The organism is Streptomyces sp. NPDC017056, from assembly GCF_044332485.1.
Classification (GTDB): Bacteria; Actinomycetota; Actinomycetes; order Streptomycetales; family Streptomycetaceae; genus Streptomyces.
In genome coordinates this window covers 71,860-96,964 of record NZ_JBIRPD010000020.1, presented here as the reverse complement: position 1 = coordinate 96,964, position 25,105 = coordinate 71,860, and the positions used below count along the sequence as shown (strand labels likewise).

At 73.3% G+C, this 25,105-nt stretch carries 25 protein-coding genes; 10 read left to right on the top strand and 15 right to left on the bottom strand.

The annotated features are described in order from the left end of the window. Nucleotides 1-67 precede the first annotated feature (67 nt). The 4 genes from ACH4OW_RS30715 to ACH4OW_RS30700 are packed head-to-tail and all read right to left on the bottom strand — an operon-like array spanning nt 68 to nt 5,110. Nucleotides 68-1,159: a proline racemase family protein gene (locus tag ACH4OW_RS30715; protein ID WP_398031056.1), complete on the bottom strand. Its 1,092-nt coding sequence runs from the start codon at nt 1,157-1,159 to the stop codon at nt 68-70. Then, a complete protein-coding gene (locus ACH4OW_RS30710; protein ID WP_398031054.1) occupies nt 1,138-2,100 on the bottom strand; it encodes a dihydrodipicolinate synthase family protein in 963 nt (320 codons plus the stop codon). Before ACH4OW_RS30710 ends, ACH4OW_RS30715 begins: the two co-directional genes overlap by 22 nt. Then, on the bottom strand, nt 2,097-3,857 hold the full coding sequence (locus ACH4OW_RS30705; RefSeq protein ID WP_398031052.1) for an FAD-dependent oxidoreductase: 1,761 nt from the start codon (nt 3,855-3,857) through the stop codon (nt 2,097-2,099). The genes ACH4OW_RS30710 and ACH4OW_RS30705 overlap by 4 nt, the downstream gene beginning before the upstream one ends. After that, on the bottom strand, nt 3,845-5,110 hold the full coding sequence (locus ACH4OW_RS30700; protein ID WP_398031050.1) for an NAD(P)/FAD-dependent oxidoreductase: 1,266 nt from the start codon (nt 5,108-5,110) through the stop codon (nt 3,845-3,847). The genes ACH4OW_RS30705 and ACH4OW_RS30700 overlap by 13 nt, the downstream gene beginning before the upstream one ends. A 134-nt stretch (nt 5,111-5,244) precedes the next feature. Between ACH4OW_RS30700 and ACH4OW_RS30695 the strand changes: the two genes are divergently transcribed. Beyond that, nucleotides 5,245-6,624, top strand: a complete 1,380-nt coding sequence (locus tag ACH4OW_RS30695) for a diaminopimelate decarboxylase (RefSeq protein ID WP_398031049.1) — start codon at nt 5,245-5,247, stop codon at nt 6,622-6,624. A 29-nt stretch (nt 6,625-6,653) separates the two neighbouring features. Further along, nucleotides 6,654-8,006: an APC family permease gene (locus tag ACH4OW_RS30690; protein WP_398031047.1), complete on the top strand. Its 1,353-nt coding sequence runs from the start codon at nt 6,654-6,656 to the stop codon at nt 8,004-8,006. Between the two features lie 10 nt (nt 8,007-8,016). On the opposite strand, the gene ACH4OW_RS30685 is transcribed toward ACH4OW_RS30690, so the two are convergent. From ACH4OW_RS30685 to ACH4OW_RS30675, 3 genes are all read right to left on the bottom strand, one after another. After that, entirely contained in the window at nt 8,017-8,634 is a 618-nt protein-coding gene (locus ACH4OW_RS30685; protein ID WP_398031046.1) for a hypothetical protein, read from the bottom strand. A 114-nt stretch (nt 8,635-8,748) separates the two neighbouring features. Beyond that, the gene (locus ACH4OW_RS30680) at nt 8,749-9,669 is read right to left on the bottom strand and encodes a MurR/RpiR family transcriptional regulator (RefSeq protein WP_360127335.1); all 921 of its coding nucleotides are present in this window, start codon (nt 9,667-9,669) and stop codon (nt 8,749-8,751) included. A 152-nt stretch (nt 9,670-9,821) separates the two neighbouring features. Further along, a complete protein-coding gene (locus ACH4OW_RS30675; protein WP_360126999.1) occupies nt 9,822-10,823 on the bottom strand; it encodes a LacI family DNA-binding transcriptional regulator in 1,002 nt (333 codons plus the stop codon). 179 nt (nt 10,824-11,002) lie between these two features. Here ACH4OW_RS30675 and ACH4OW_RS30670 point away from each other — a divergent pair, with 179 nt between their 5' ends. The 4 genes from ACH4OW_RS30670 (at nt 11,003) to ACH4OW_RS30655 (ending at nt 14,430) form a co-directional block, all read left to right on the top strand. Further along, nucleotides 11,003-11,908 (top strand): amidohydrolase, encoded by a 906-nt coding sequence (locus tag ACH4OW_RS30670; protein ID WP_360127002.1) that lies wholly within the window; start codon nt 11,003-11,005, stop codon nt 11,906-11,908. Continuing rightward, entirely contained in the window at nt 11,905-12,444 is a 540-nt protein-coding gene (locus ACH4OW_RS30665) for a cysteine dioxygenase family protein (protein ID WP_360127005.1), read from the top strand. The genes ACH4OW_RS30670 and ACH4OW_RS30665 overlap by 4 nt, the downstream gene beginning before the upstream one ends. Nucleotides 12,445-12,588: 144 nt before the next feature. Beyond that, nucleotides 12,589-14,001, top strand: coding sequence for a purine-cytosine permease family protein (locus ACH4OW_RS30660; RefSeq protein WP_398031044.1), 1,413 nt, complete (start codon nt 12,589-12,591; stop codon nt 13,999-14,001). A gap of 9 nt (nt 14,002-14,010) precedes the next feature. Continuing rightward, nucleotides 14,011-14,430, top strand: a complete 420-nt coding sequence (locus tag ACH4OW_RS30655) for a hypothetical protein (protein ID WP_360127011.1) — start codon at nt 14,011-14,013, stop codon at nt 14,428-14,430. 427 nt (nt 14,431-14,857) lie between these two features. Here ACH4OW_RS30655 and ACH4OW_RS30650 read toward each other — a convergent pair whose 3' ends face one another. After that, nucleotides 14,858-16,249, bottom strand: a complete 1,392-nt coding sequence (locus ACH4OW_RS30650) for a cystathionine beta-synthase (RefSeq protein WP_360127014.1) — start codon at nt 16,247-16,249, stop codon at nt 14,858-14,860. Between the two features lie 261 nt (nt 16,250-16,510). On the opposite strand from ACH4OW_RS30650, the gene ACH4OW_RS30645 reads away from it, so the two are divergent. The 3 genes from ACH4OW_RS30645 to ACH4OW_RS30635 all read left to right on the top strand — a co-directional run bounded on the left by ACH4OW_RS30645 (nt 16,511) and on the right by ACH4OW_RS30635 (nt 20,157). Beyond that, nucleotides 16,511-17,521 (top strand): SGNH/GDSL hydrolase family protein, encoded by a 1,011-nt coding sequence (locus ACH4OW_RS30645; RefSeq protein WP_360127017.1) that lies wholly within the window; start codon nt 16,511-16,513, stop codon nt 17,519-17,521. Between the two features lie 127 nt (nt 17,522-17,648). Beyond that, entirely contained in the window at nt 17,649-18,869 is a 1,221-nt protein-coding gene (locus ACH4OW_RS30640; protein ID WP_360127020.1) for an acetyl-CoA C-acetyltransferase, read from the top strand. A 394-nt stretch (nt 18,870-19,263) separates the two neighbouring features. Continuing rightward, nucleotides 19,264-20,157 carry a hypothetical protein gene (locus tag ACH4OW_RS30635; protein ID WP_360127023.1) on the top strand — a complete coding sequence of 298 codons (894 nt, stop codon included), beginning with the start codon at nt 19,264-19,266 and terminating at the stop codon, nt 20,155-20,157. Between the two features lie 34 nt (nt 20,158-20,191). On the opposite strand, the gene ACH4OW_RS30630 is transcribed toward ACH4OW_RS30635, so the two are convergent. Continuing rightward, nucleotides 20,192-20,506, bottom strand: a complete 315-nt coding sequence (locus ACH4OW_RS30630; protein WP_360127026.1) for a hypothetical protein — start codon at nt 20,504-20,506, stop codon at nt 20,192-20,194. A 98-nt stretch (nt 20,507-20,604) separates the two neighbouring features. Between ACH4OW_RS30630 and ACH4OW_RS30625 the strand changes: the two genes are divergently transcribed. Beyond that, nucleotides 20,605-20,832, top strand: a complete 228-nt coding sequence (locus ACH4OW_RS30625) for a DUF4287 domain-containing protein (protein ID WP_360127029.1) — start codon at nt 20,605-20,607, stop codon at nt 20,830-20,832. A gap of 89 nt (nt 20,833-20,921) precedes the next feature. On the opposite strand, the gene ACH4OW_RS30620 is transcribed toward ACH4OW_RS30625, so the two are convergent. The 6 genes from ACH4OW_RS30620 to ACH4OW_RS30595 form a co-directional block, all read right to left on the bottom strand. Beyond that, a complete protein-coding gene (locus ACH4OW_RS30620) occupies nt 20,922-21,773 on the bottom strand; it encodes a Bax inhibitor-1/YccA family protein (protein ID WP_360127032.1) in 852 nt (283 codons plus the stop codon). Nucleotides 21,774-22,029: 256 nt separating this feature from the next. Further along, nucleotides 22,030-22,428 (bottom strand): rodlin, encoded by a 399-nt coding sequence (locus ACH4OW_RS30615; protein ID WP_360127035.1) that lies wholly within the window; start codon nt 22,426-22,428, stop codon nt 22,030-22,032. Between the two features lie 323 nt (nt 22,429-22,751). After that, on the bottom strand, nt 22,752-23,153 hold the full coding sequence (locus tag ACH4OW_RS30610) for a rodlin (RefSeq protein ID WP_360127038.1): 402 nt from the start codon (nt 23,151-23,153) through the stop codon (nt 22,752-22,754). 214 nt (nt 23,154-23,367) lie between these two features. Then, nucleotides 23,368-23,676 carry a hypothetical protein gene (locus tag ACH4OW_RS30605; RefSeq protein WP_360127041.1) on the bottom strand — a complete coding sequence of 103 codons (309 nt, stop codon included), beginning with the start codon at nt 23,674-23,676 and terminating at the stop codon, nt 23,368-23,370. Nucleotides 23,677-23,911: 235 nt separating this feature from the next. After that, the gene (locus ACH4OW_RS30600; protein ID WP_360127043.1) at nt 23,912-24,145 is read right to left on the bottom strand and encodes a chaplin; all 234 of its coding nucleotides are present in this window, start codon (nt 24,143-24,145) and stop codon (nt 23,912-23,914) included. A 288-nt stretch (nt 24,146-24,433) separates the two neighbouring features. Beyond that, entirely contained in the window at nt 24,434-24,835 is a 402-nt protein-coding gene (locus ACH4OW_RS30595; RefSeq protein WP_360127046.1) for a rodlin, read from the bottom strand. Nucleotides 24,836-25,105 lie beyond the last annotated feature (270 nt).

The following is a 25,105-nucleotide window of genomic DNA, read 5'->3' as shown; positions in this document are numbered from 1 at the left end:
CTGCGCTCCGCTCTCTCGGCCCGTACGCGACGGCCGCGTACGACAGCCCACCCTCGCAGCCGCCCGGCTACAGCACGAAGCCGCGGGGGAACGGGTCCGACGGGTCGAGGACGTAGCGGGCGGTGCCGGTGATCCAGGCCCGGCCGGTCACTGTCGGCACGACGGCCGGCCGCCCGCCGACCAGGCAGGTGTCCACCAGCCGGCCCGTGAAGCGGGTGCCGATCAGGGACTCGTTGACGAAGGGCCGGTGCAGCGGGAGTACCCCGCGCGCGTGCAGCTGGGCCATGCGGGCGCTGGTGCCGGTGCCGCAGGGCGAGCGGTCGAGCCATCCGGGGTGGATGGCCATGGCGTTACGGGAGTCCGAGCCGCCGGGGCCCGGGGTGCCGGGGGCCGTGAACTGCACGTGGTGGCAGCCGGAGATGGCCGGGTCGGTGGGGTGGACGGGAAGGTTCCGTTCGTTGACGGCGTCCATGACGGCCAGTCCGGCGGCGAGGATGTCGGCCTGGTGGGAGCCGGCGAACGGGATGCCCAGCGCGGCGAGCGGGGTGATGGCGTAGAAGTTGCCGCCGTAGGCCAGGTCGTAGCGGACCTCGCCGAGTCCCGGCACCTTGACCGAGGCGTCCAGTTCGTGGGCGTAGGAGGGGACGTTGTGCAGGGTGACGTGTTCGGCGCGCCCCTCGCGCACCGCGACCCGGGCCGCCACCAGCCCGGCCGGGGTGTCCAGCCGCACGGTGGTGACGGGCTCGGTGACCGCGACCATCCCCGTCTCCACCAGCACCGTCGCCACGCCGATCGTGCCGTGCCCGCACATCGGCAGGCATCCGGAGACCTCGATGTAGACGACGCCCCAGTCGGCGTCGGCGCGGGCCGGCGGCTGGAGGACCGCCCCGCTCATCGCGGCGTGCCCGCGGGGCTCGTTGACCAGCAGCTGGCGGATGTGGTCGAGGTGTTCCATGAAGTAGCGGCGGCGGTCGGCCATGGTCGCGCCGGGGATCGTGCCGACGCCGTCGATGACGACGCGCGTCGGCATGCCCTCGGTGTGCGAGTCGACGGCGGTGAAGCTCCGTACGCTGCGGGCGGCGAAGGAGGCACGGGAGCCGCCGGGGCCGTCCGCCGCCGGGGTGCCGTCGTACGCCATCACCCGGCCGCCTTCACCCACGCCTCCAGCGCCTGGACGGCGCCGCGCATGTCGGCGTCCAGTTGCCGGCGGTGCTCGGGCAGGAGCGGGCCGCGCGGCGGCCGGCACGGCCCGCCGTACCGTCCGACGAGGTCCATCCCGCGCTTGATCGCCTGCACGAATTCGGTGCGCGAGTCCCAGCGGAACGCGGCGACCAGCGGCTCGTACAGCTCGCGCGCCTCGGCCACGCGCCCGTCCAGCGCCAGCTCGTAGAGGCGTACGGACTCGGCGGGGAAGACGTTGGGGAAGCCGGCGAACCAGCCGGTGGCGCCCATCAGCAGCGCTTCCAGCACGAGGTCGTCGGCGCCCGCGACCACGTCCAGCGCGGGGGCCTGCTCCTTGATGTGCAGCACCCTGCGGATGTCGCCGGAGAACTCCTTGACGGCCACGACGCCGTCGATCGCGGCGACCTCCCGCAGCACCTCGGGGGTGAGGTCGATCTTCGTGTCGAGCGGGTTGTTGTAGACCATCACCGGCAGGCCGACGGCCGCGACCTCTTCGAAGTGGCGCACGACCTCCGCGGTGTTGGCCCGGTAGAGGGTGGGCGGCAGGCACAGCACCCCGTCGGCGCCGTCCTCGGCCGCCAGCTCCGCCCAGTGCCGCGCCTGGTGCGAGCCGACGCCGTGCACGCCCACGACGACCAGCGCGTCCTGCCCCACGGCCGCGACGGCGGTACGGGCCACCGCGCGCCGTTCGTCGTCGGTGAGGGAGGAGTACTCGCCGAGCGAACCGTTCGGCCCGACACCGTGGCAGCCGTTGGCGACGAGCCAGCGGCAGTGGTCGGCGTAGCGGTCGAGGTCGGGGCGCAGCCCGGCGGGGGCGGCCGGGTCCTCGGCGTACGGGAGGGTGGTGGCGACGATAACGCCGGTCAGGGACGTACGGGAGGCGGCGGGGCGGGACTGCGGGGTCGCGGGGTCCGTCATGTCGGTTCCTCTCGGTACGGCGGGGTGGCGGGCGGCGGAACGGGTGGTTCCGCGTGCGGCTCGGTGTCCGGTCCCGGTGCGGCTCCGGCGGCCAGGTCGGCGAGCCGTACCGGCTGGGCGATCGGGCGGCGGTCGGCCGTCTGCGGGTCGGGCAGCGGGCCCGCGCCGCGCAGTTCGGCTGCGTTGCGTGCGCAGACGCGGCCCTGGCACGGCCCCAGGCCGACGCGGGTGGCGAGTTTGAACGCGCGCATGCCGTCCGCCTCCGGTCCCGCGTCCGCACACAGCGCGCGGTACGGGACCTCCTCGCAGCGGCAGACGAGCGTGTCCTCGTCGGGCCAGGTGCGCCAGCCGGGCCGTACGGGGTGGGCGGTGGCGAGGAGCCGGGCGAAGCGGCGTCCCGCGCGCACCCGCCGGATGGCCGGCGCGGGGTCCGCGACGCCTCCCGCGCCGGTCCAGCGGGCCGCCGCCAGCCCCGCCAGCCCGCCTTCCGCCGCGGCGAGGGCCGCGCCGCCGACGCCGGTGGGCTCGCCCGCCGCGTACACGCCGGGCACGGAGGTCTGCTGCCAGGCGCCGACCGCGACCCAGGTGCGGTCGCGCAGCGCGCAGCCGGCGGCGAGGGCGAGTTCGAGCTGCGGGAGGAAGCCGTAGCCGACGCAGAGCGCGTCCACGCCTTCGATGCGGCGTTCGGTGCCGGGCAGGACGCGCCAGTCGGCGGCGAGGCGGGCCACCGTCACCGCCTCGACCCGGTCGTTCCCGTGCGCGGCCACGACCGCGCTGCGGGTCCGGTAGGGGACGCGGTGGCGGGCCAGCCCGGCGCCGTACGCGAGGAGTTCGGGGAGTTTGCCGCGCCCGTCCCGGAGCGCGGTCACGGGCGCGCGCAACCAGCCGGCGGGCGAGCCCGCCTCGTACACGCCGAGGACGTCCGCGCCCACGGTGAGCAGCGACGCCGTGACCGGCAGCAGGAACGGGCCGGTGCCGGAGACCACCACGCGGTGGCCGACCGCCGTCCGCTGCCCCTTGGCGAGTGCCTGCGCCGCGCCCGCCGTCACGACGCCCGGCAGCTCCCAGCCGGGGAACGGCAGCGCCCGGTCGTACGCGCCGGTGCACAGGACGAGCGCGGCGGCGCGCAGCGTGTACGCGGTGCGGTCGGCGGCGTCGGCGGGGCCTTGCAGGGCGTGCACGGTCCAGCCGCCGTCCGGCGCCGCGCCGTTGTCCGCCGTGTCCCCCGCGTCCGCCCGCTCCAGCGCCCACACCGCGCATTCCGGCAGCCACTCGATCCGCGGATGGTCCTGTACGGCGCGGACCGCCGCGACCCGGTCCGGGCCGTCCGCGGCCCGCCGGTGGAACTGGCCGCCCGGCCGCTCCCCGTCGTCCACCAGCACCACCCGCGCCCCGGCCCCGGCCGCCGCCAGCGCGGCCGCCATCCCGGCGGGCCCGGCCCCGATCACGGCCACCGGCGCCGCCATGTCGCGGCGGGCGCCCGTGGACGGCCCGCACGGGCCGTCCGGCAGCCGGGCCCCCGCCTGCGTCTCGACGCGGTCCCCCGCCGCCAGCACGCGCCGGCAGGCCCGTACGTCCGGTACGCCGTTGACCGCCACCAGGCAGTCGTGGCAGACGCCGATCCCGCAGAAGACCCCGCGCGGGCGGCCGCCGCGCGTGGTCCGCCAGGAAGCGCACCCCTGGGCCAGCAGGAGCGAGGCGGCCGTCTGGCCCGGACCGGCCCACCGTTCGGCGCCGTCCACCGTCACGCGGAACACGGCTCCGCCTCCTCCGCGAGCCCCAGCCCCGGCCGGTCCACCCGGTACGGCCGCGGGTCGGGTTGCGGGCGCTCGCCCGCGTACAGGCCGGCGAGGAGTTCGCCGGTCGCCGGTGCCAGGCCGATGCCCGCGCCCTCGTGCCCGGTCGCGTGCCACAGGCCGGGCACCCGCGGGTCGGGGCCGATCACCGGCAGGTGGTCGGGGGTGTACGGGCGGAAGCCGCCGTACGCCCTGATGACCGGGGTCCGGCCCAGCACCGGGAACAACGCCACGGCCTTGCGGGCGAGTTCGCGCAGGACGGCGACCCGGACGCGCTCCTCGAAGCCGGCCCGTTCCCTGCTCGACCCGATGAGCACCGTCCCGCCCCTGGTGGCCTCGACGACCGCCGAGGTCCGCAGAGCCGCCTCGCCGCTGCCGACGGCGCCCACGTAGTCCGCGTCGTACACCTTGTGCCGGACGGTGCCCGGCGGCAGCGGCGCGGTGACCAGCACCAGGCCCCGGCGGGGCTGGACGGGCAGCGGCGCGCCCGCCGACCGCGCGAACCGGCCCGCCCACGGGCCGCAGGCGTTGACGACCGCACCGCACGGCAGCGGCCCCGCCGAGGTGCGCAGCGCCGTCACCCGCCCGTCCGCGCCGCGCTCCACGCCGAGGGCGCGCACACCGGAGCGCAGCGTGCCGCCGCGTCTTCGTACGGCGGCGAGCAGCGCGGCGGCCGCCGCGACCGGCTGGATCTGGGCGTCCTGCGGGTAGTGGACGGCGGCGCTGACGCCGGGCGCGAGGTGCGGTTCGTATGCGCGTACGTCGTCAGGGCCGAGCCCGTGCGCCGTGACCCCGGCGGTCCGCTGGGTGGCGGCGAACGCGGCCAGCGCCCGCGCGCCCTGCTCCCCCAGGGCGACGACGAGGCCGCCCTTCGCCTCGTACTCGCACCGCTCCCCGGGCCCCTCGCCCCCTTCGTCGGCCAGCTCGGCGAGCAGCCGCGGCCAGCGCGCCGACGAGGCGAGGGCCAGCGCCAGTTCGGGTCCCGGCGGCTTGTCGGAGACCAGGAGGTTGCCCTCGCCGCGGGCCGTCGTGCCGGACGCGAGCGGCGCGCCGTCCAGGACGGCGACCCGTACGCCGCGCCGGGTGAGGGCTTCCGCGCAGGCCGCGCCGACGATGCCGCTGCCGACGACGGCCACGTCGGGGTACGGGGGCCGGGGCGGCCCCGGGCGTTCCCGCCGCACCGTAGGACTTGCCTGGACGCGCCGGAATCGCATGCAACGCACCACCGTTCCATGGAAGGGCCCCGTGAGAGCGCCGTGACGCTATTGCCGCGTGCCGACGAGGTCAACACCGCCTGCGGGAAGGCCGGTCGATGGCGGCCACGGCGGGCAGGTGGTGGAGTGGTGGCATGAGCCCCGCGACGCCCCCGCCCCCGTCCTCCTCCGCCGCCCCCTCCCCCGGAGGCGGGCCCGCCCTGCGGGACCGCGCCGTCGCGGCCGCCGTCGCCGACGGCCTGGTCGGCGCCGACGCCCCCGTCGCGGGCCTGCTCGACATCACCGGAATCCGCCGTTCCGCCGCCGAACTGCGCGCCGCATTCGCGGAATTCACCGCCCCCGGCACCCCGGTCCTGCACGCCTTCGCCGTCAAGGCCGCCTCGCTCGTCCCCGTCCTGCGCCTGCTCGCCGCCGAAGGGCTGGGGTGCGAGGTCGCCAGCCCCGGCGAGCTGGCCCTCGCCCGCGCGGCCGGGGTGCCGACGGCCCGCACCGTGCTGGACTCGCCCGCCAAGACCCCCGCCGAGCTGCGCGAGGCCCTCGCCCTCGGCATCGCCGTCAACGCCGACAACCCCGGGGAACTGGCCCGCCTGGACGGCCTGGCCGCCTCGGCGCCGACCGCGTCCCCCCTCGGCCTGCGGGTCAACCCGCAGCTCGGCGGCGGCAGCATCGGCGCGATGAGCACCGCCACCGACACCTCGAAGTTCGGGGTGGCGCTGCGCGACGAGGGCGCCCGCGACTGGGTCGTCCGGGCCTTTCTGGACCGCCCGTGGCTGACCCGGCTGCACGCCCACGTCGGCTCGCAGGGCATGCCGCTGGACCTGATGGCCGACGGCGTGCGCATCCTGTACGAGCTGGCCGAGGAGATCAACGAGAAGGCCGGCCGCACCCAGGTCACCACCCTCGACATCGGCGGCGGCCTGCCGGTGAACTTCGCCTCCGACGAGACGGCGCCGACGTACCGCGCGTACGCCCGGCTGCTGCACGCCGCCGTGCCGGGGCTGTTCGGCGGGCGCTACGGCCTGGTCACCGAGTTCGGCCGCTCGCTGCTGGCCAAGCACGGCACGGTCCTGGCCCGCGTCGAGTACGCCAAGTCCGCCGGCGGCCGGCGGATCGCGGTCACCCACGCGGGCGCGCAGGTCGCCACCCGTACCGTCTTCGCACCGGACTCCTGGCCGCTGCGGGTCGCCGCCTACGACGCGCAAGGGCGCCCCAAGACCGGCGCGCCGGTCGCGCAGGACGTCGCCGGGCCCTGCTGCTTCGCGGGCGACCTGGTGGCGGTGGACCGGCCGCTGCCGCCCCTGGAGCCGGGCGACCACGTCGCCCTCCTGGACACCGGCGCCTACTACTTCTCGACCCACTTCGCGTACAACTCGCTGCTCCGGCCCGGTGTGCACGGCTACGCGGCGGGGCCGGACGGCGTCCCGCGCTGGGCGACCGTACGCGCCCCGCAGCGCATGGACGAGTTGGTCGCCGAGAGCGGCGGCGCCCACAGGGACGCGCTCACCCAGCTCTAACGATCACCCGCGGCGGGCATCCCGGCCCCATGCGGACTCCCCATGCCACCACCACGGACCCCGGCGCCGGCCCCACCCCGCTGCGCCGGGCCATCGGCCCGAAACTGCTGGTCCTGCTGGTCGTCGGCGACATCCTTGGCACCGGTGTCTACGCCGTCAGCGGCAAGGTCGCGGGCAAGGTCGGCGGCGCCCTGTGGCTGCCCTTCGCGATCGGCTTCGTCATCGCCGTGCTGACCGCGGCCTCGTACGTCGAACTCGTCGGCAAGTACCCGAAGGCGGCGGGCGCCGCGCTCTACACGCAGAAGGCGTTCCGGATCCCCTTCGTCACCTTCCTCGTCGCCTTCATGGTGATGTGCTCGGGCCTGGCCTCGGCGAGCGCCGCCGCCCGCGCCTTCGGCGGCGACTACCTGCGCACCTTCGCCGACCTGCCGCCGACCCTGGTGGCCGTGGTCTTCGTGCTCGCGCTGGCCGCGCTCAACCTGCGGGGCGTGGCGGAGTCGGTGAAGGCGAACGTGGTGCTGACGGTGGTCGAGGTGTCCGGGCTGCTGATCGTCATCGGGATCGGGGTGTACGCGGTCCTGACGGGCGACGGGGAACCGGCGCGGCTGGTGCGGCTGGACACCGGCGGTACGGGGTTCGCGGCGCTGACGGGCGTGCTGGGCGCCACCGCGCTGGCCTTCTTCGCCTTCCTCGGCTTCGAGGACTCGGTGAACATGGCGGAGGAGACCCGGCACCCCGGCCGCGACTTCCCGCGCGCGATCTTCATCGGGGTCGGCGTCACGGGCACCGTCTACGTCCTGGTGGCCCTGGTCTCGTCGCTGCTCGTGGACCACCGGAAGCTGGCCGGGTCCTCGGCGCCGCTGCTGGAGGTGGTGCGGGCCGGCGGGGTGTCCTTCCCGCCGCAGCTGTTCGCGCTGATGGCGCTGTTCGCGGTCACCAACTCGGCGCTGATCAACCTGATGATGGCCTCCCGGCTGTGCTACGGCATGGCCAACGAACGCATCCTGCCGCGCGCCGTGGCCCGCGTCCTGCCGGTCCGGCGCACCCCCGTCGTCGGCATCGCCCTGACCACGGCGCTGGCCCTGGGCCTGGTTCTCACCGGCGAGATCGAGGGCCTCGGGGACACCACGGCCTTCCTGCTGCTGTGCGTCTTCGCGGTCGTCAACGTCGCGGTGCTGGTGCTGCGCCGCGACCGGGTGCCGCACCGCCACTTCCGTACGCCCACCGCCCTGCCGGTCCTCGGCGCCGCCGGTGCCCTGGTCCTGGCCGGCCCGCTCGCCGACCGGGCGGCCGAGGTGTACGTACGGGCGGCCGTCCTGCTCGCCGTCGGCATCGCCCTGTGGGGGCTGAACAAGCTCGTCCTGCGCCGGCAGGGCGAGTGAGAGGGGGCCCTCAGAGACCCGGGGCCTGCGCCTTCGGCGCCCGCGCCGCGCCCTTCACCTTCGGCCGCGCCGCCTTCGCGCCCCCGGGGCGCGCGTCTCCCGCCGCCGCGCCGGTCGTCAGGTGGCCGCGTACGTCCCGGCCAGCGGCACCGCCGCGTACCGCCGCCTCCGTACGCACCCACAGCAGCGCGTCGTGCTCGCGCTCCCAGCGGCCCAGCCACAGCGCCTTGGCCCACAGCCCGAGCCCCGCCCCGGCCAGCAGCATCCCGCCCGCCGCCGGCAGGGCGAACGACGAGCCGACCGCCGCCAGGAACGCCAGGAGCAGCCACCAGCGGTGCGCCCGCCGCCAGACCCGCAGCGTCACGGCGCGGTCCTGGAGGATCGCCGACTTCCCGGCCCTGGACGCCGCCTTGGCCAGGCGCGCGTACCGCTTGCGCCGCACCGCGAAGACCGCGAAGGCGGCGGCGACGAACAGCGCGGCACCGGCGAGCACCCCGATCCGCCGCCCGGTCAGGCCGGGCAGCAGCACACCGATGCCCGCGGCCAGTACGCCCGGCCACCACAGCCACCCGGCGGGCGCCCGTACCACCACAGCCACCCGCGCCAGCGCAACAGCCCCGCGACCCACGACAACCTCCTCCGCACCACGACCCGGCGACGGGTCCCCATACGGCGGCGGATGGTAGCCAGCCCGTCTGAGAATTCCGTGAAACCGGCGGGCCGGGCCGAGGGGCCGGGCGGCTCACTCCACGAACAGCCCCCGCTCGGCCGCCTTCGCGTCGAACTCCTCCAGCCGCGCCTGCGCGTCCGGCAGGGCGTCGCACATGGCCTCCAGGAGCACCCGGCCGAGGAGCATCGGCGCGCAGGCCGTGTCGAAGGCGAGGCCGGTGCCGACCGCGGCGGGCAGCAGCAGGTCCGTGTGGCGGGCGACCGGCGCGAAGGCGCTGTCGGCGACCGTGACGACGGTCAGACCGGCGGCACGCGCGTACTCCAGGGCGTCCACGACCTCGCGCGGGTGGCGCGGCAGCGCGAAGCACAGCAGGGTGCTCGCGCCCGCGCGCACGGCGGCGTCGACGCGGTCGGTGAGCATCGTGCCGCCCTCGTCGAGCAGCCGGACGTCCGGGTGCACCTTGCGGGCGAAGTAGGCGAAGCCGGCGGCCTGCGCGGTCGCCGCGCGCAGCCCGAGGACCGGCAGCGGCCTGGACGCGGCGAAGAGCCGCCCCGCGCGCACCACGGGCCCGGGGTCGGCCAGCACCGCGGCGAGGTGCCGCAGGTTGTCGATCTCCGCCTGCACGGCCTGCTGGTACTCGTTGTACGTGTCCGCGCCGCGCGCCGCCGGGGCGGGCGCCACCTCGCGCAGATGCTTGCGCAGCGCCGGGTAGCCGTCGAAGCCGAGCGCGACCGCGAAGCGGGTCACCGAGGGCTGGCTGACCCCGGCCAGTTCGGCGAGTTCGACGCTGGAGAGGAAGGGCGCGTCCCCGGCCCGGCGCACCATGCAGTGCGCGATGCGCCGCTGGGTGGGGGTCAGGCGGTGCCCTTCGAAGAGCTTCTGGAGGCGGGCCGCGGTGCCGGTGGCGGCGCCGGGTCCGGCCGGGGCCACCCCCTCGGCCCCCGTGCCCGCCGCCGTGCCGCCGCGGTCCTCGCCGCCACCGTCCCCGCTCATCGCTTCCTCCCGGCCGTGCTCGCGGCCGCGCTCCCGGCCCGCCCGATATTCACTCACTCATGACTCTGCATGACCATATACAGACCGGGCAAGGCGGCGGCGCCGCCGTCCGGCTGACCGGCCCCGGCGGGACGGCCCCGGCGCACGCCCCGTCACACCCGTACGGCCGAACCCCGCTCGCTCAGCCGCGGCGCGCACAGCATCCGCTTGCGCCGCACCCGGCGGCCCTCGATCGCCGCCACCGCCAGCCGGGCCGCCTCCTCGGCGATGCCGGCGAGTCCCCAGTCCAGGGTGGTCAGGGGCGGGGTGAGCACCCGGGAGACCGGGTGGTCGTCGAAGCCGACCACCGAGACGTCCCGGCCGACCGCCAGCGACGCCTCGGCCGCCGCCGCGTAGACCCCGTACGCGATCGAGTCGGAGAAGCAGAACACCGCCGTCGGGGCCGCCCCGCCCAGCACGCGCCGCGCGACCGCCGTCGCCTCGCCCAGCTCCTGCGCGCACGGCAGGACTTCGGCCGCGATGCCGAGCCGCCCCGCGGCCTCCCGCACGTAGACGTCGGCGGGCCGGTCCGGGGTGGAGGGGCCGGTCGGCGTCAGGACGGTGACCCGCCGGTGGCCGAGCCCCACCAGGTACTCCAGTACGGCGTCGATGCCGGCGCGGTTGTCGAACAGCACCTCGCCCGCCGTACGGGCGCGGCGCAGCGAGTCGCCGACGGACACCACAGGCACCGCCTCGGCGATCTTCGCCCAGCCCGCCGCCGACGGGTCGACCGGCGACACCAGCAGGCCGTCCACCCGCTGGTCGTGCAGCTGTTTGGCCAGGGCGAGTTCGCGCTGCGGGTCGCCGCCCGCGTCGAGGATGAGCGCGTACCGGTCGCCCGCGAGCAACTCCCGCCCTATCGCCGCCATCAGCTGCTGCTGCCACAGGTCCTGGAGGTCGCCGGCCAGTACGCCGACCATGCTGGTGCGGCCGCCGGCCAGGGCGCGGGCGATGGGGTCCGCCTCGTAGCCGAGTTCGGCGGCGGCCTTGCGCACCCGTTCCTCGGTCTCCTTGGAGACGTGCGTGCCGCGCAGGGCGTAGGAGACGGCCGCGGTGGACAGTCCGGTGGCCTCGGCCACCTCGCGGAGGGTGGTGCGCTTGCTGGGCCTGGCCATGCCGGAAGCCTACCCAAGGGCCCGCGCGGCGCCCCGCGTGCGCGGCGCCGCGGCCGCCGCCGCGCACGCGCGCCCGCCCCCGTGCGCGTCTTGACAGCCGCTCCGGTTAATCGCTTCACTTAATCGCGTAACTTAAGCGGTTAACCTCCTCGGTCCACTCGATCCACGGGAGGCAGCCCGTGCCCACCGACGTCCACCAGCACTACTGGCCGCCGCAGTTCACCGAGCTGCTGCGCGCCCGCCGCGCACCGCCCCGCCTGGACGGCTGGACGCTCCACCTGCCCGGCGAACCCCCGTACGCCGTCGACCCCGCCGGCCACGACCTCACCGCCCGCACGGAGCTGGCCCGCGCCGACGGGCTCGACCGGGCCCTGGTCTCCCTCTCCAGCCCCCTCGGCATCGAACACCTGCCGCCCGCCGAAGCCGCCCCGCTGCTCGACGCCTTCCACGACGGCGCCCTCGCCCTGCCCGCCCCCTTCGGCGTCTGGGCCTCCCCCTGCCTGGCCGACCCCGACCCCGCACCCGTCGAACGCCTGCTGCGCCGCGGCTGCGCCGGCCTCCAACTCCCCGCCACCGCCCTGCTCGACGCCGCCGGCTGGGCGCGCTGCGCCCCGCTCGTCGACGCCGCCGTACGCCACGACAAGCCCCTGTTCGTCCACCCCGGAGCCGCCCCGGCAGCCGCGTCCCGCGGCCCCGCGTGGTGGCCGGCCCTGGTCCCCTACCTCCACCAGCTGCACGCCTCCTGGTTCGCCTTCCGCGCCTTCGGCCGGCCGCGCCACCCGTGCCTGCGCGTCTGCTTCGCCGCCCTCGCGGGCCTCGCCCCGCTGCACGGCGAGCGGCTGGCGGCCCGCGGCGGCCGGGACCGCGGCCGCGTGGACCCCGGCGTCTTCCACGAGACCTCCTCCTACGGCACCCGCGCCGTCGACGCGGTCGTCCGCGCCGCCGGCATCGACGCCGTCGTCAGCGGCAGCGACCGCCCGTACGCCGTCCCCGTCCTGCCCGACCTGGGCGCCGCCGCCGTACACGCCCTGCGTACCGCCAACCCCGCCCGCCTCCTCGGCCCGGCGCAAGGAGCCCGCCCATGACCCACTCCCCCGGAGCGTTCGCCCCGCACGACGTCCCCGAGCCCTTCGCCGCCCTGCCCGCCCGCACCCTCGACAAGCGCGAACTGCGGTGGCTCGTCGAACGGCTGGCCGCCGCCCCCGGCCTCTGGCGCGGCGAGGTCGCCTTCTCCGACACCGAGCGGCACTACGCCTCCCTGCACCGCGACGCCTACGTCGACGTCTGGCTGCTGTGCTGGACCCGGCAGAACGACACCGGCTGGCACGACCACGACCTCTCCTCCGGCGCGGTACGCGTCGTCCAGGGCGTCCTGACCGAGTCCAACCCGCGCATCGGCGGCGCACACCTGGCCACCGCCGTCGGCGCCGGGTCCTCCTTCTGCTTCGGCCCCGACCACATCCACCGCCTGACCGGCGCCACCGACGACGCGGTCTCCCTGCACGCCTACTCCCCGCCCCTGTGGCGGCTCGGCCAGTACGCCATCACGGACGACGGCCTGATGCGCCGGACCTCCGTCTCGTACGCCGACGAACTGCGCCCCCTGGAGCCCGCCACCTGAGCGGACACCCCGACACCCCGCGCGCCCGCGCCCACCGTCGGAACCGCCCGCGGCACTTTTTCCGGTCCCGGGTATTGATTTTTTCATTCACCCGCATCAATCCTGCATGAACTCATACAGCCGATGCGCGGAAGAGGGCAGCCGATGGCGGCAGTGGTGGAACAGCGCTCGATCGACGCCGTCCCGGACGACGAACGCCACGGCACGCCCGTCAGCCAGTTCACCCTCTGGCTCGGCGCCAACCTCCAGATCACCGCCGTCGTCACCGGAGCGCTGGCCGTCGTCTTCGGCGCCAACGCCTTCTGGTCCCTGACCGGCCTGCTGCTCGGCAACCTGCTCGGCGGCGCGGTCATGGCGCTGCACTCCGCCCAGGGGCCGCGCCTCGGCCTGCCGCAGATGATCTCCTCACGCGCCCAGTTCGGCGTGCGCGGCGCCGTCGTACCGCTGGCGCTGGTCATCGTCATGTACATCGGGTTCTTCGCCAGCGGCACGGTGCTGGCCGGGCAGGCGGTCGGCGAGCTGACGCACCTGGGCGACACCCCGGGCATCGTCGTCTTCGCCGCGGTGACCGCCGTCGCGGCGGCCGTCGGCTACCGGCTCATCCACGCACTGGGCCGGGTGGCCGGCATCGTGTGCGCGCTGGCCTTCCTCTACCTCGGCGCCCGCCTGCTGGAGCGCGTCGACCTGGCCGTGCTCCTCCACGACCGGTCCTTCTCCTTCCCCCTCTTCCTCCTCGCCGTCTCCCTGTCCGCCTCCTGGCAGCTGGCCTTCGGCCCGTACGTCGCCGACTACTCCCGCTACCTGCCCCGGCACACCTCCACCCGCGCCACGTTCTGGTGGACGCTGTCCGGCTCCGTCCTCGGCTCGCAGTGGTCGATGACCTTCGGAGCGCTCGCCGCCGCCGCGGCACCGGCCGCCTTCGTCGGCCACGAGGTCTCCTACGTGGTCTCCCTGGGCGGCACCGGCCTGACGGCCTCGGCGCTGTACTTCGTCATCGCCCTCGGCAAGCTCACCATCAACGTCCTGAACACCTACGGCGGCTTCATGTCGCTGGTCACCAGCGTCAGCGGCTTCCGCGGCCAACAGACCCTCACCACGCGCGGCCGCACCGCCTACATCACCGGCATCATGCTCGCGGGCACCGCCGTGGCCCTGCTGGGCAAGGACTCCTTCCTCACCTCGTTCAAGGACTTCCTGCTGTTCCTGCTGACCTTCTTCACCCCGTGGTCGGCGATCAACCTCGTCGACTACTACCTGGTCTCCAAGGAGCGCTACGACATCCCGGCGCTCAGCGACCCGGCCGGGCGCTACGGCGCCTGGAACGGCAGGGCACTGTCCGTATACGCCCTCGGGGTGCTGACCCAATTCCCGTTCCTCGCCACCCACTTCTACACGGGGCCGCTGGTGGACCCGCTCGGCGGCGCGGACATCTCATGGCTCGTCGGACTCGTCGTCCCCGCCGTCCTCTACCGGACCGTGACCCGCCGGGGCACCGGCCCCTCGACGGCCGCGGATACGGGGGCTACCCCTACCGCGCAGGCCGCCCCGCGCCCGTAATCTCGGTACATGGCTACTCACGACCCCGAGCTGAGGAAAGAACTCGACGCGACCCTGCAGACGCGCAAGGAGCTGGGGCCGGAGTACGAGTCGGAACTCGTCGACTCCTTCCTGGAGAAGCTCGACAAGAACGTCGACCAGCGGGTGCGCAGGCAGTTCGCCCAACAGCAGATGCAGGTGGCGCGCGGCGCGCAGCCGCCCGCGTCACGGGGCGTGTCCGGCGGCAGCGGCTACGGCGAGCGCTTCGGCTTCGCCACCGTCTCGCTGGTCCTCGCGGTCCCGCTGTCCGCGATCGGCGCGGTCAACGAGGGCGTCATCGGACTGATCGTCACCTGGGCCGGCATATTCGGCGTGAACGCGGTGCACGCTTCGGGCTTCTTCAAGCTCTCCCGGGGAGGCCGCAAGCAGGCAGCGGACGGCTGGGACTGAGTGGACGGCCGGACCGAGCGGACGGCCGGGACCGGGCTAGCGGGGGACGTCCGGTACCGGCCGCCCGCCGCCCCGGTCCGCGTGGTGGTGGTGCGGAGACCGCCGTACCTCGGCCGAAACCGGGTCGGGACGACGGCGGTCCCCGCAAAGGACGCGGTCCGGGCCGGGCCCGCGCGTCGCGTCCAGGCGATCCGCGGAGGTCCGGGAGCCGCTCCGGAATTCCGTATCGCCACCACCCACCACTGTGCCGGGCCAGTGTTAAGCCCGTGCTGCGAGCACGTGACGCATACGTACACCTTGCGCGGACCGCCCGTTTCCTGACGGACACTTGACGCCGGCTGTCCTCGGCGCCGCGCACCGCACGCCTCCACATGGCCCGCACGCCCCACGTGGCCCGCGTGCTCCGCTCGGACCCGCGCGGACCCGCTCAGCCCTGCTTGGCCTCGCGCGCCAGGAAGGCGAGCAGGTCCTGCCGGCTCACCACGCCCTTCGGCTTGCCCTCGACGAGCACGATCGCCGCGTCCGCCTTCTCCAGGACCGCCATCAGGTCGCCGACCGGCTCGCCCGAGCCGACCTGCGGCAACGGCGGGCACATGTGCTTCTCCAGCGGGTCGCCGAGCGACGCGCGCTGCGCGAACAGCGCGTCCAGCAGCTCCCGCTCCACGACCGAGCCGACGACCTCGGCCGCCATCACGTCCGGGTGCCCGGCGCCCGGCTTGACGATCGGCATCTGCGAGACGCCGTACTCCCGCAGCACGTCGATGGCCTCGCCGACCGTCTCCTCGGGATGCATGTGGACCAGCGAGGGCAGCGCGCCCTCCTTGTGCCGCAGCACGTCGCCGACCGACGCCGCGGGCCCGGCGTCCTCCAGGAAGCCGTAGTCGGCCATCCACTCGTCGTTGAAGATCTTGCTGAGGTAGCCGCGGCCGCTGTCCGGCAGCAGGACGACCACCACGTCGTCCGGGCCGAGCCGCTCGGCGACCTCCAGGCCCGCCACGACCGCCATGCCGCAGGAGCCGCCGACCAGCAGCCCCTCCTCCTTGGCCAGGCGCCGCGTCATCTGGAAGGCGTCCTTGTCCGAGACCGCCACGATCTCGTCCGCGACCGTACGGTCGTAGGCGCTCGGCCAGAAGTCCTCACCGACGCCCTCGATCAGGTACGGGCGGCCCGAGCCGCCGCTGTAGACCGAGCCCTCAGGGTCGGCGCCGACGACCTTGACCCGGCCCTCGCTCGCCTCCTTCAGGTACCGGCCGGTGCCGCTGATCGTGCCGCCGGTGCCCACGCCCGCGACGAAATGAGTGATCTTTCCCTCGGTCTGTTCCCACAGCTCGGGACCGGTCGTCTCGTAGTGCGAACGGGGGTTGTTCGGGTTGCTGTACTGGTCCGGCTTCCAGGCACCCGGCGTCTCGCGGACCAGCCGGTCCGAGACGTTGTAGTACGAGTCGGGGTGCTCGGGGTCCACGGCCGTGGGGCAGACCACGACCTCGGCCCCGTAGGCCCGCAGCACGTTGATCTTGTCGGTCGACACCTTGTCCGGGCAGACGAAGATGCACTTGTAGCCCTTCTGCTGGGCCACGATCGCCAGGCCCACCCCGGTGTTTCCCGAGGTCGGCTCCACGATGGTGCCGCCGGGCCGCAGCTCGCCCGACTGCTCGGCGGCCTCGATCATCCGCACGGCGATCCGGTCCTTCACGGACCCGCCCGGGTTGAAGTACTCCACCTTCACCAGGACGGTCGCCTGGATCCCTCGGGTGACGTTGTTGAGCTTCACCAGCGGGGTGTCGCCGACGAGCTCGATCATGGATTCGTAAAACTGCACGGTGGTCTCCGCGGTCGGGGGCACGCTGTCCTGCGCCCATCAGACCAGCCTATTGCCCGTCCTTCGCCTCGTCTGTGCGCGTTGCGCGGCCCGTCCTGCGGGGCACCACCTTGTTGTACCGCTATTCGTTCCGGCCGCCGCGTCCTCCCGATTCCGCCGCCGGGTCCACCGCCACCACCACTCCACCCCCACTTCCGTCTCCGAGTCCCACTCACTCACGCACGCACTGCACGGGGAGGTGCCCGGCCTATGCCGATGACCATGTCCAGGGCGAGGGTGGCACGGCGGATCGCCGCCGCCGCCGCGATGGGAGGCGGCGGGATCGGTCTGCTCGGCGTGGCCGGCGTCGGCCTGCTGCTGACCGAGGTCCGCCTCGCCCGCCGTACGGTCGGCGGCTCCAGCGAGGTCCCGCCCAGCGCGGACGGCCGCTACGGCTCCGCCTTCGCCCACCGCACCGACCGCCCGCCCCTGCGCCTCGGCTTCCTGGGCGACTCGACGGCGGCCGGCCAGGGCGTCCACCGGCCCCGCCAGACGCCGGGCGCGCTGCTCGCCTCCGGCCTCGCCGCCGTCGCCGAACTCCCGGTCGACCTGCACAACGTGGCGCTGCCCGGCGCCCAGTCCGACGACCTCGACCGGCAGGTCTCCCACCTGCTCCGGGGCCCCGCGCCCGCGCCCGACGTGGCCGTCATCATGATCGGCGCCAACGACGTCACCCACCGCATGCCGCCGGCCCGCTCGGTGCGCCTGCTCTCCGAGGCGGTCCGCCGGCTGCGCGAGGCCGGCTGCGCCGTGGTCGTCGGCACCTGCCCCGACCTGGGCACCATCGAGCCGGTCTACCAGCCGCTGCGCTGGGTCGCGCGCCGCCTGTCCCGGCAGCTCGCCGCCGCCCAGACCATAGGGGTGGTGGAGAACGGCGGCCGTACGGTCTCGCTCGGCGACCTGCTGGGGCCCGAGTTCGAGGCCCGCCCCCGCGAGCTGTTCGGCCCCGACAACTACCACCCGTCCGCCGAGGGCTACGCCACCGCCGCGATGGCCGTCCTGCCCACGCTCTGTGCCGCGCTCGGCCTGTGGCCCGAAGCGGAACACCCCGAGCCGCACCGCCGCGAGGGCATCCTCCCGGTTGCCGAGGCGGCCGCCCAGGCCGCCGACGAGGGCGGTACGGAGGTCGCCGCCACGCGGGCTCCCTGGGCCCTGCTCAAGCACCGGCGCCGCCGCCAGATTCCGACCACCGACCCGGCGCGGACCACGGCACCGGCGCCGCGGGGCGAATGACCCGGCACCCCGCGTGGTAAGCGTCCGCTTAGAAAAGAGGCCCGCATCACAAGCCCTTCCCCGTGACCTGCGCCCTACGTCCGGGTAACTTCCCCCACAGTCCTGCCAGTCTTCCTTTGGAGCCGTCATGCCCGAAGCCGTGATCGTTTCTGCCGCCCGCTCCCCGATCGGCCGCGCCTTCAAGGGCTCCCTGAAGGACGTGCGCCCGGACGACCTGACCGCCGAGATCATCAAGGCGGCGCTGGCCAAGGTCCCCGCCCTGGACCCGAAGGACATCGACGACCTGATGCTGGGCTGCGGCCTGCCCGGCGGCGAGCAGGGCCACAACCTGGGCCGGATCGTCGCCGTACAGATGGGCATGGACCACCTGCCCGGCTGCACGATCACCCGCTACTGCTCGTCCTCCCTCCAGACGACCCGGATGGCGCTGCACGCCATCAAGGCGGGCGAGGGCGACGTCTTCATCTCGGCCGGTGTGGAGACCGTCTCGCGGTCGGTGAAGGGCAGCTCGGACGGCATGCCCGAGACCCACAACCCGCTCTTCGCCGACGCCGAGGCGCGCACCGCCGCCCGCGCCGAGCAGGAGGGCGCCGGCTGGCACGACCCGCGCGAGGACGGCCTGCTGCCCGACCCCTACATCGCGATGGGGCAGACCGCCGAGAACCTGGCCCGCGCCAAGGGCGTCACCCGCCAGGACATGGACGAGTTCGGCGTACGGTCCCAGAACCTCGCCGAAGAGGCCATCAAGAACGGCTTCTGGGAGCGCGAGATCACCCCGGTGACCACCCCGGACGGCACGGTCGTCAGCAAGGACGACGGCCCGCGCGCCGGCGTCACCCTCGAAGGCGTACAGGGCCTCAAGCCGGTCTTCCGGCCCGACGGCCTGGTGACGGCCGGCAACTGCTGCCCGCTCAACGACGGCGCCGCGGCCCTCGTCGTCATGTCCGACACCAAGGCCCGCGAGCTGGGCCTGACGCCGCTGGCACGGATCGTCTCGACCGGCGTCAGCGGCCTGTCGCCGGAGATCATGGGGCTCGGCCCGGTCGAGGCGTCCAAGCAGGCCCTGCGGCGCGCGGGCCTGGGCATCTCCGACATCGACCTGGTGGAGATCAACGAGGCGTTCGCCGCCCAGGTGATCCCCTCGTACCGCGACCTGGGCATCGACCTGGACCGGCTGAACGTCAACGGCGGCGCGATCGCCGTCGGTCACCCCTTCGGCATGACCGGCGCCCGCATCACCACCACCCTGATCAACTCCCTCCAGTGGCACGACAAGCAGTTCGGCCTGGAGACGATGTGCGTGGGCGGCGGCCAGGGCATGGCCATGGTCATCGAGCGCCTGAGCTGACCACGGCCGCGGCGGGGCGCCCTCCGGGCCGGAGGGCGCCCCGCCGCCGGGCCGGGACGGCCCGCCGCCCGGCGGGTACGGCACGCTTTAGCGACGGTGCGTGTCCGTACGTCCCCCAGAAGCGCCACACCCGCACCCTGCGTCCCAACTGGCGTACGCAGAGCGACAATCGGTGACCTGGATCACCGGTTGACAAGATCGCTACCAAATCTCCCCCAGGATTGTGACCAAACCCCTCGGAGCACCACTCCCCCGCAGGTCAGCGCGGTGTCACCCGAATGCACCAGGTCCAAATCCCCGTCCTTCACGGGCCCTGAGGCACTGGGCCCGGTCGCCGACAACCGGCAGCCTGATGTAGGAAGTCGGGGGACATTCTGCTAATGGGAGTACGTCAGTGAGCGCCATCACCCTTGCCCTGCTGCTGGCCGCGGCGGTCGCCGTGACCCTGGGAGCGGCCGCCCTGTACACCGCCCACGCGCTGCGCCGCCAGGTCACCGAGCTGCGCGCCGAGCTCCTCGCCGCGCACGCCGAGGCGCGCTCCGAGGCCCGTGCGCAGGCCGCCGCGATCCCCGCCGCCCGCGCCACCCCCGCCGCCGAGACGCGGCTCGCCGACATACGGGCGGCCGTCGCCGACGCGCTGGCCGAGGAGCGGGAACGCGAACTGGCCGAGGCCCGCGCCTTCTGGGCCGCCCAGGAGGCCCGGGACGCCGCCGACGCCCCGTCCCTGCTGGGCCCGCTGGACGGCGGCACCGACTTCGACGCGCACGAGCGGCTGGACGACCCGTTCTTCCTGCCCCGGCAGGCGGACCTGGCCGGACTGGAGTCGCTGCTCGGCCCGGACGCACCGCACGAGGCGGACACCCTGGAACCGGTGGACGCGCTGGACGGCGAGCCAGCCGAGGAGGCCGAGTCCGCCGAACTGGCCGCCGCCCGCCGGCGCCACCCCTCGCACCCCGACTTCACCCCGTCCCCCGCCATCGGGGACCACGAGCGCACCGTGACGCGCCTGGAGGAGCTGGCCCGCGACCGCACCCCGCTCGCGGACGTCCGCCCCGGCCCGCTCGGCACCCTGGACGTCTACGTCTTCACCGACGGCACCACGATCTGCATGACGCCCGGCCACCGCGAGACCGCCGAGCGCGTCGCCACGGCCCTGCGCGAGGGCAGCACCCCGGTCCTCCTGGGCGGCTCCGGCATCTCCGGCGCCTACGCCCTGACCTTCTCCTGGGGCCCCGCCACCGCCGACAGCGTCTACATCCTCGCGGACCGCGTCATCGCGTCCCTCTGAGCATCCGGCCGGAAGCGGCCGTTCCCCGGGGGCCTCAGCAGCGCGCCGCGGCCCCCCGCACCAGCTCCACCGCCGACGCCAGCTCCCGCTCGTCCCCCGCGGCGCGCACCGCCTCCGCCAAGTCGTGCCCGGCCACCGCCACTTGGTCGCCGACCGCGAACATCCCGGCGTCCGGCAGCTCGTACGGCTCACGGGCCGGGAACTCGACCCGCTGCGCCCTGGCCGCCAAGTCGCGCGCGAGCGCCAGCGCTTCGGCCGCGCGACCGCGCGCAAGGGTGCTCTGCGGCAGCGCCCTCAGGCGGTCGGCGAGGGCGTCTACGGCGGTTTGCAGGGGCGTCACGTCAAGCACAGACCGAGCTTATGCGCCACTCCCGGGTGGTTGCCAACACCCCAACGGTCAGGCACGGTGGGCTGAAGGACCAGCATCGAACGCGTCCGGAGGCGCCGATGTCTCAACTCTTCTCCGAAGAGACCCACCGGAACCTGCTCTCCCGCATCCCCCACTGCACCGGCCGCGAAGTCTCCGACTGGCTTCGCACCGTAGATGAAGGCCCCGCTCTCTTCCGCTTCGAGGAGAAGGTCAGCTGGCTCCGGGGCGAGCACAACCTCGCTTACGGCCACGCCAAGGCGATCGTCCACGAATACGACCTCAGGCGCGCAGCGCGCAAGTTCTGACCCGTGCCCGCCGAGAACGCCGAAGGGCCCGTGGGAAGCTCCCCACGGGCCCTCCGTCACGTCACGTCACCGTGCCGGACGCCGGGGCGTCAGTCCCTCAGGATCGAGATCAGCCGCAGCAGCTCGGTGTAGATCCACACCAGGGTCACCGTCAGGCCGAACGCGGCCAGCCAGGACTCCTCGCGCGGCGCGCCGTACGCGATGCCGTCCTCGACCTGCTTGAAGTCCAGGGCCAGGCACAGCGCGCCGAGGACGACGCCGACCACGCCGAACAGGATGCCCAGGCCGCCGCTGCGGAAGCCGAGGCCGTCACCGCCGCCGAAGGCCATGAACAGCACGTTGACGAACGACAGCAGCACGAAGCCGAGCATCGCGATCATCAGGAACCGCGTGAAGCGGGCGGTGACCCGCACGATGCGGGTCTTGTACGCCACGAGCATGGCGACGAAGACCGCCATCGTGCCCATCACGGCCTGCATGGGCGCGCCGCTGAACTTCGGGATGTCGTTGATCGCGCCGCTGAGCGCGCCGAGGAACAGGCCCTCGAACGCGGCGTAGGTCAGGATCAGGGCCGGCGAGGGCTTGCGCTTGAAGGACTGGACGAACGCCAGCACCATCGCGATCAGCCCGGCGCCGACGGCGAAGCCGAGGCTCTTGGTCAGGAAGATCCAGCCGACGGCCGCACCGGCGATCACCGTGGCGAGCGTCATGCCGGTGCGCAGCACGACGTCGTCCATCGTCATCGGACGGGTCTGCGGCGTGTACTGCGGCGCCTGGGTGCCCTGCGCGTACGCGTCGGCGGGGCCCTGGGCGTACGGGTTCGTTCCGGCGTAAGGGTTCGCTGCGGGGCCCCCGGCCTGCGGCGGCGCGTTGAAGCCCGCGTAGCCGTTGTTGTCGCGGCTGAACCCCCGTCGCGAGAAGACCGGGTTGCTGCTCCTCATCTCACTCCTCCATGGCCGCGGGGCGCGGCCTTCCCACAAGGGTAATAGCTTGGCAAAAGGACGTTCTAGTTCTTGAGCAGGATCTTCACCCGGATCACGGGTGAGCAATCCCGCACACGAACGACGGCGTCCGGTGGATCTCCCTGTAGGACGTACAGGGCACCGCGAAGGTGCCCGGACGCCGCCGAGGGACCGCACGCGGGTGGCGCGCGGTCCCTCGGCGGTTCGCTCCGGCCGGTGCCCGGCCGTCAACGGATCACTGGTTGTTCGTGCCGTTCTGGGAGAGCAGCGGCAGCTTGTCGATGAGGTGCGACAGTGCCTGGTCCTCCTGGGCCTCCGTCGAGTTCTCGACACACTGCTGGTTCTGGTCCGAGGACAGGATGTCCTGCACGCCGATGTTGACCAGGGCCACGATGTTCTGCACGTTGGTGATCGGTACGCCGATGCACAGCTTGTTCAGCGAGTCGCCGATGAGCGTGGCGTCCGGGCTCATGTCGCCCTCGGTACCGCCGTTGCCGAACGCCTGGGCCGAGTGGTTGCCGTTGGCAGTCCCGGTCCTGCGGTCGTCCCCCACCGCCATGGCCTGCGGAGTCGCAGCCGCGGAGATACCGATCAGAGACGCGGCAACCGCCACGCTCGCCATCATCTTGTTCATCTCGAAACCCCTTCAGGAAATGAACTCCCACGACGAAGGGAGCCCTGTAAGCAACAACCCGCCACGGCCGGGAAAGTTGCGCATCATCACCCGAACAGATCGACATTCCAGTTCACGGACCTGTTATTCCACTCTTCCGAGCCGGCCGCCGGGGGCCGGTTACGGAGTTGATTCTCCTGGTACGCCGAATTCCGAAAGCGCAGGATCTCCCGCGGGCCCGCCGCCCTCGTGGCCGCGATACGCGAGAAAAGGCGGCAAAGGGCCCGTGGCGCCGGTCGGCGGCACCACGGGCCCCGGCCCCGGTCACGCAGCGACGGAGTGGCTCACTCGTTGTTGGTGCCGTTCCCTGACAGCACCGGGAGCTTGTCGATGAGGTGCGACAGCGGCCCGTCACCCTGGACCTGGGACGAATTCTCGGTGCACGTCTGGGTCTGGTCCGAGGACAGCAGGTCCTGCACACCGACATTGACCAGGGACACGATGTTCTGCACGTCCTGGACCGGCAGCGCGATGCAGGGCTTGTTGAAGGACCCCTGGATGAGCGCGAACTGCGGGCTCATGTCCCCCTCCGTGTGGAAGTTGCCGTAGCTCTGGGCCGCACCGTTGCCGTTGATCGTGCTGACGCTACGGCCGTCACCGACGGCCGCCGCCTGCGGGGCGGCGGCGGCCGCGATACCGACAAAGGAAGCAGCCGTGACCGCTGTTGCCAGCGCCTTCTTGATCATGTTTGATCCTTCGCGTTTCGGGATGCCCTTTACCCGGGGCAGTCTGAACAACTCGGTGTGACGAGCTTGGTTTTGCTACATCACTCAAATGATTTGGCGCACAACCGACCGGGACGGCCGTGTTCGCGGCGGCTGTCTCACCTGCCGTCCGGTCCTTTCGCGACGCCCCGGGAATCGGCCGCGCCCCGCCCGCCGCACCACACGGCGGCGACATCTACCTGCCGGACGGCTTTGCCACCTCGACGCCCTTGAGCGGCGGCGTCGATTCGGTGACACCCCCGACGGTGTGCAGCAATTTCGCGGTGGCGCGGGACTCCTGCAGTTCGGTGGTCGTGTTCTCGACGGTCTTGACCACCGGGTCGAGTTGCCGGCCGTCCAGCTGCTTGTTGGTCAGGGCGTCCGCAAGGCCACCGTTCAGGCTGAAACTCGGCACCTTCCCCGGGGCGCCGGCGAAAGCGGGCGACGCCGCGGCCAGAGCCATGGCGGAACCGGCCAGAAACACAGCGGTCTTCGCGTACTTCACTTTTCAGCTGTCCTTTCCTGAGCGGTGATGTCACCGCGGTAGCGCACCGCGCTCCCATTACCGGCACTGCCCGGATCACCGCTTTGTTTCAGTGATTAACGAGACCGGCCCAAAAGGGAAACACCGACGGCTTCGCGCCCTGCCCGGCCCCTCGGACGGCGAGCGGCCCCGGCACGCTTGGCTGGCGCGCCGGGGCCTTTCGCTTCATCCTCTGCTACCCGTCCGACGCGGTACGTCAGTCGTTGACGCAGGTGTTGCCGAACGCCGGGTTCAGCAGCCCGATGATGTCGATCGAGTTCCCGCAGAGGTTGACCGGGATGTGGATCGGAATCTGGAGGACGTTGCCGGAGAGGACGCCGGGAGAGTTCTGGGCGGCGCCCGAGGTACCCGCGTCGGCGAACGCCGGAGCGGCGGCCCCGGCCACCATGAGCGTTCCAGCAGCGACTGCGGCAACCTTCGCGTACTTCACTTTCAGCCCTTTCCGCAGCGGAGTCCGAAACGGTCACGTCCTTCGTGCCGCACGGGCGCCCTCACGATTGCCCGTAACACCGCTACCAATATTCGTAACGATTCGGCCGCGCCGACGAAACCCTTGCGAAGTCGATTTTCACGAGGAATCGCCCGGATGGTTCAGCGCGGGCCGGTATAGAAGAGTGGGGTAATGCGGGTACAGCTTTGCGCTTTTTCACAAAGCGCTAAGGCCCGGGTCGTTCAGGAGGAGAGAACCGACGTCCCGGGCCTTTTGCGACGGTCCGGTTCAGCTGTTGTTGACGCCGTTTTCGGACAGCAGCGGGAGCTTGTCGATGATGTGCGACAGCGCCTGGTCACCCTGGGTCTCGGTCGAGTTCTCGACACACTGCTGGTTCTGGTCCGAGGACAGGATGTCCTGTACGCCGATGTTGACCAGGGCCACGATGTTCTGGACGTTGGTGATCGGGATGCCGATGCAGGGCTTGTTGAGCGTGCCCTCGATCAGGCTCAGCTGAGGGGACATGTCACCCTCGGTGTCGGAGTTGCCGAACGCCTGAGCCGCGCCGTTGCCGTTGGCCGTCGACGTGCCGCGCCCATCACCGACCGCCATGGCCTGCGGAGCCGCCATGGCCGAGACGCCGACGATGGACGCAGCTACGGCCGTCGTGGCCAGGAACTTCTTGATCACGATTCACCCTTCTCGAAGCGGAGTGCCCGTTTCCGGAGCGTCCTGGACAACTCGTGTCCGCCAGTTCAGTTTCGCCGGTTCACCCGAATGCCACGAAACCGTAGACACATATCACCGCACTGCCGAGTGCCTGGGAGTGGGCATGGCAAAAACCCCGCAGAGGCCGACTGCCCTGCGGGGCACTTTTGTGCGAAGACCATTGCACGGACAACGCAACGGCCGTCCGCTCCGCACGGCATGCGGGTCGCGAATACCTCTGCCACAATTCCG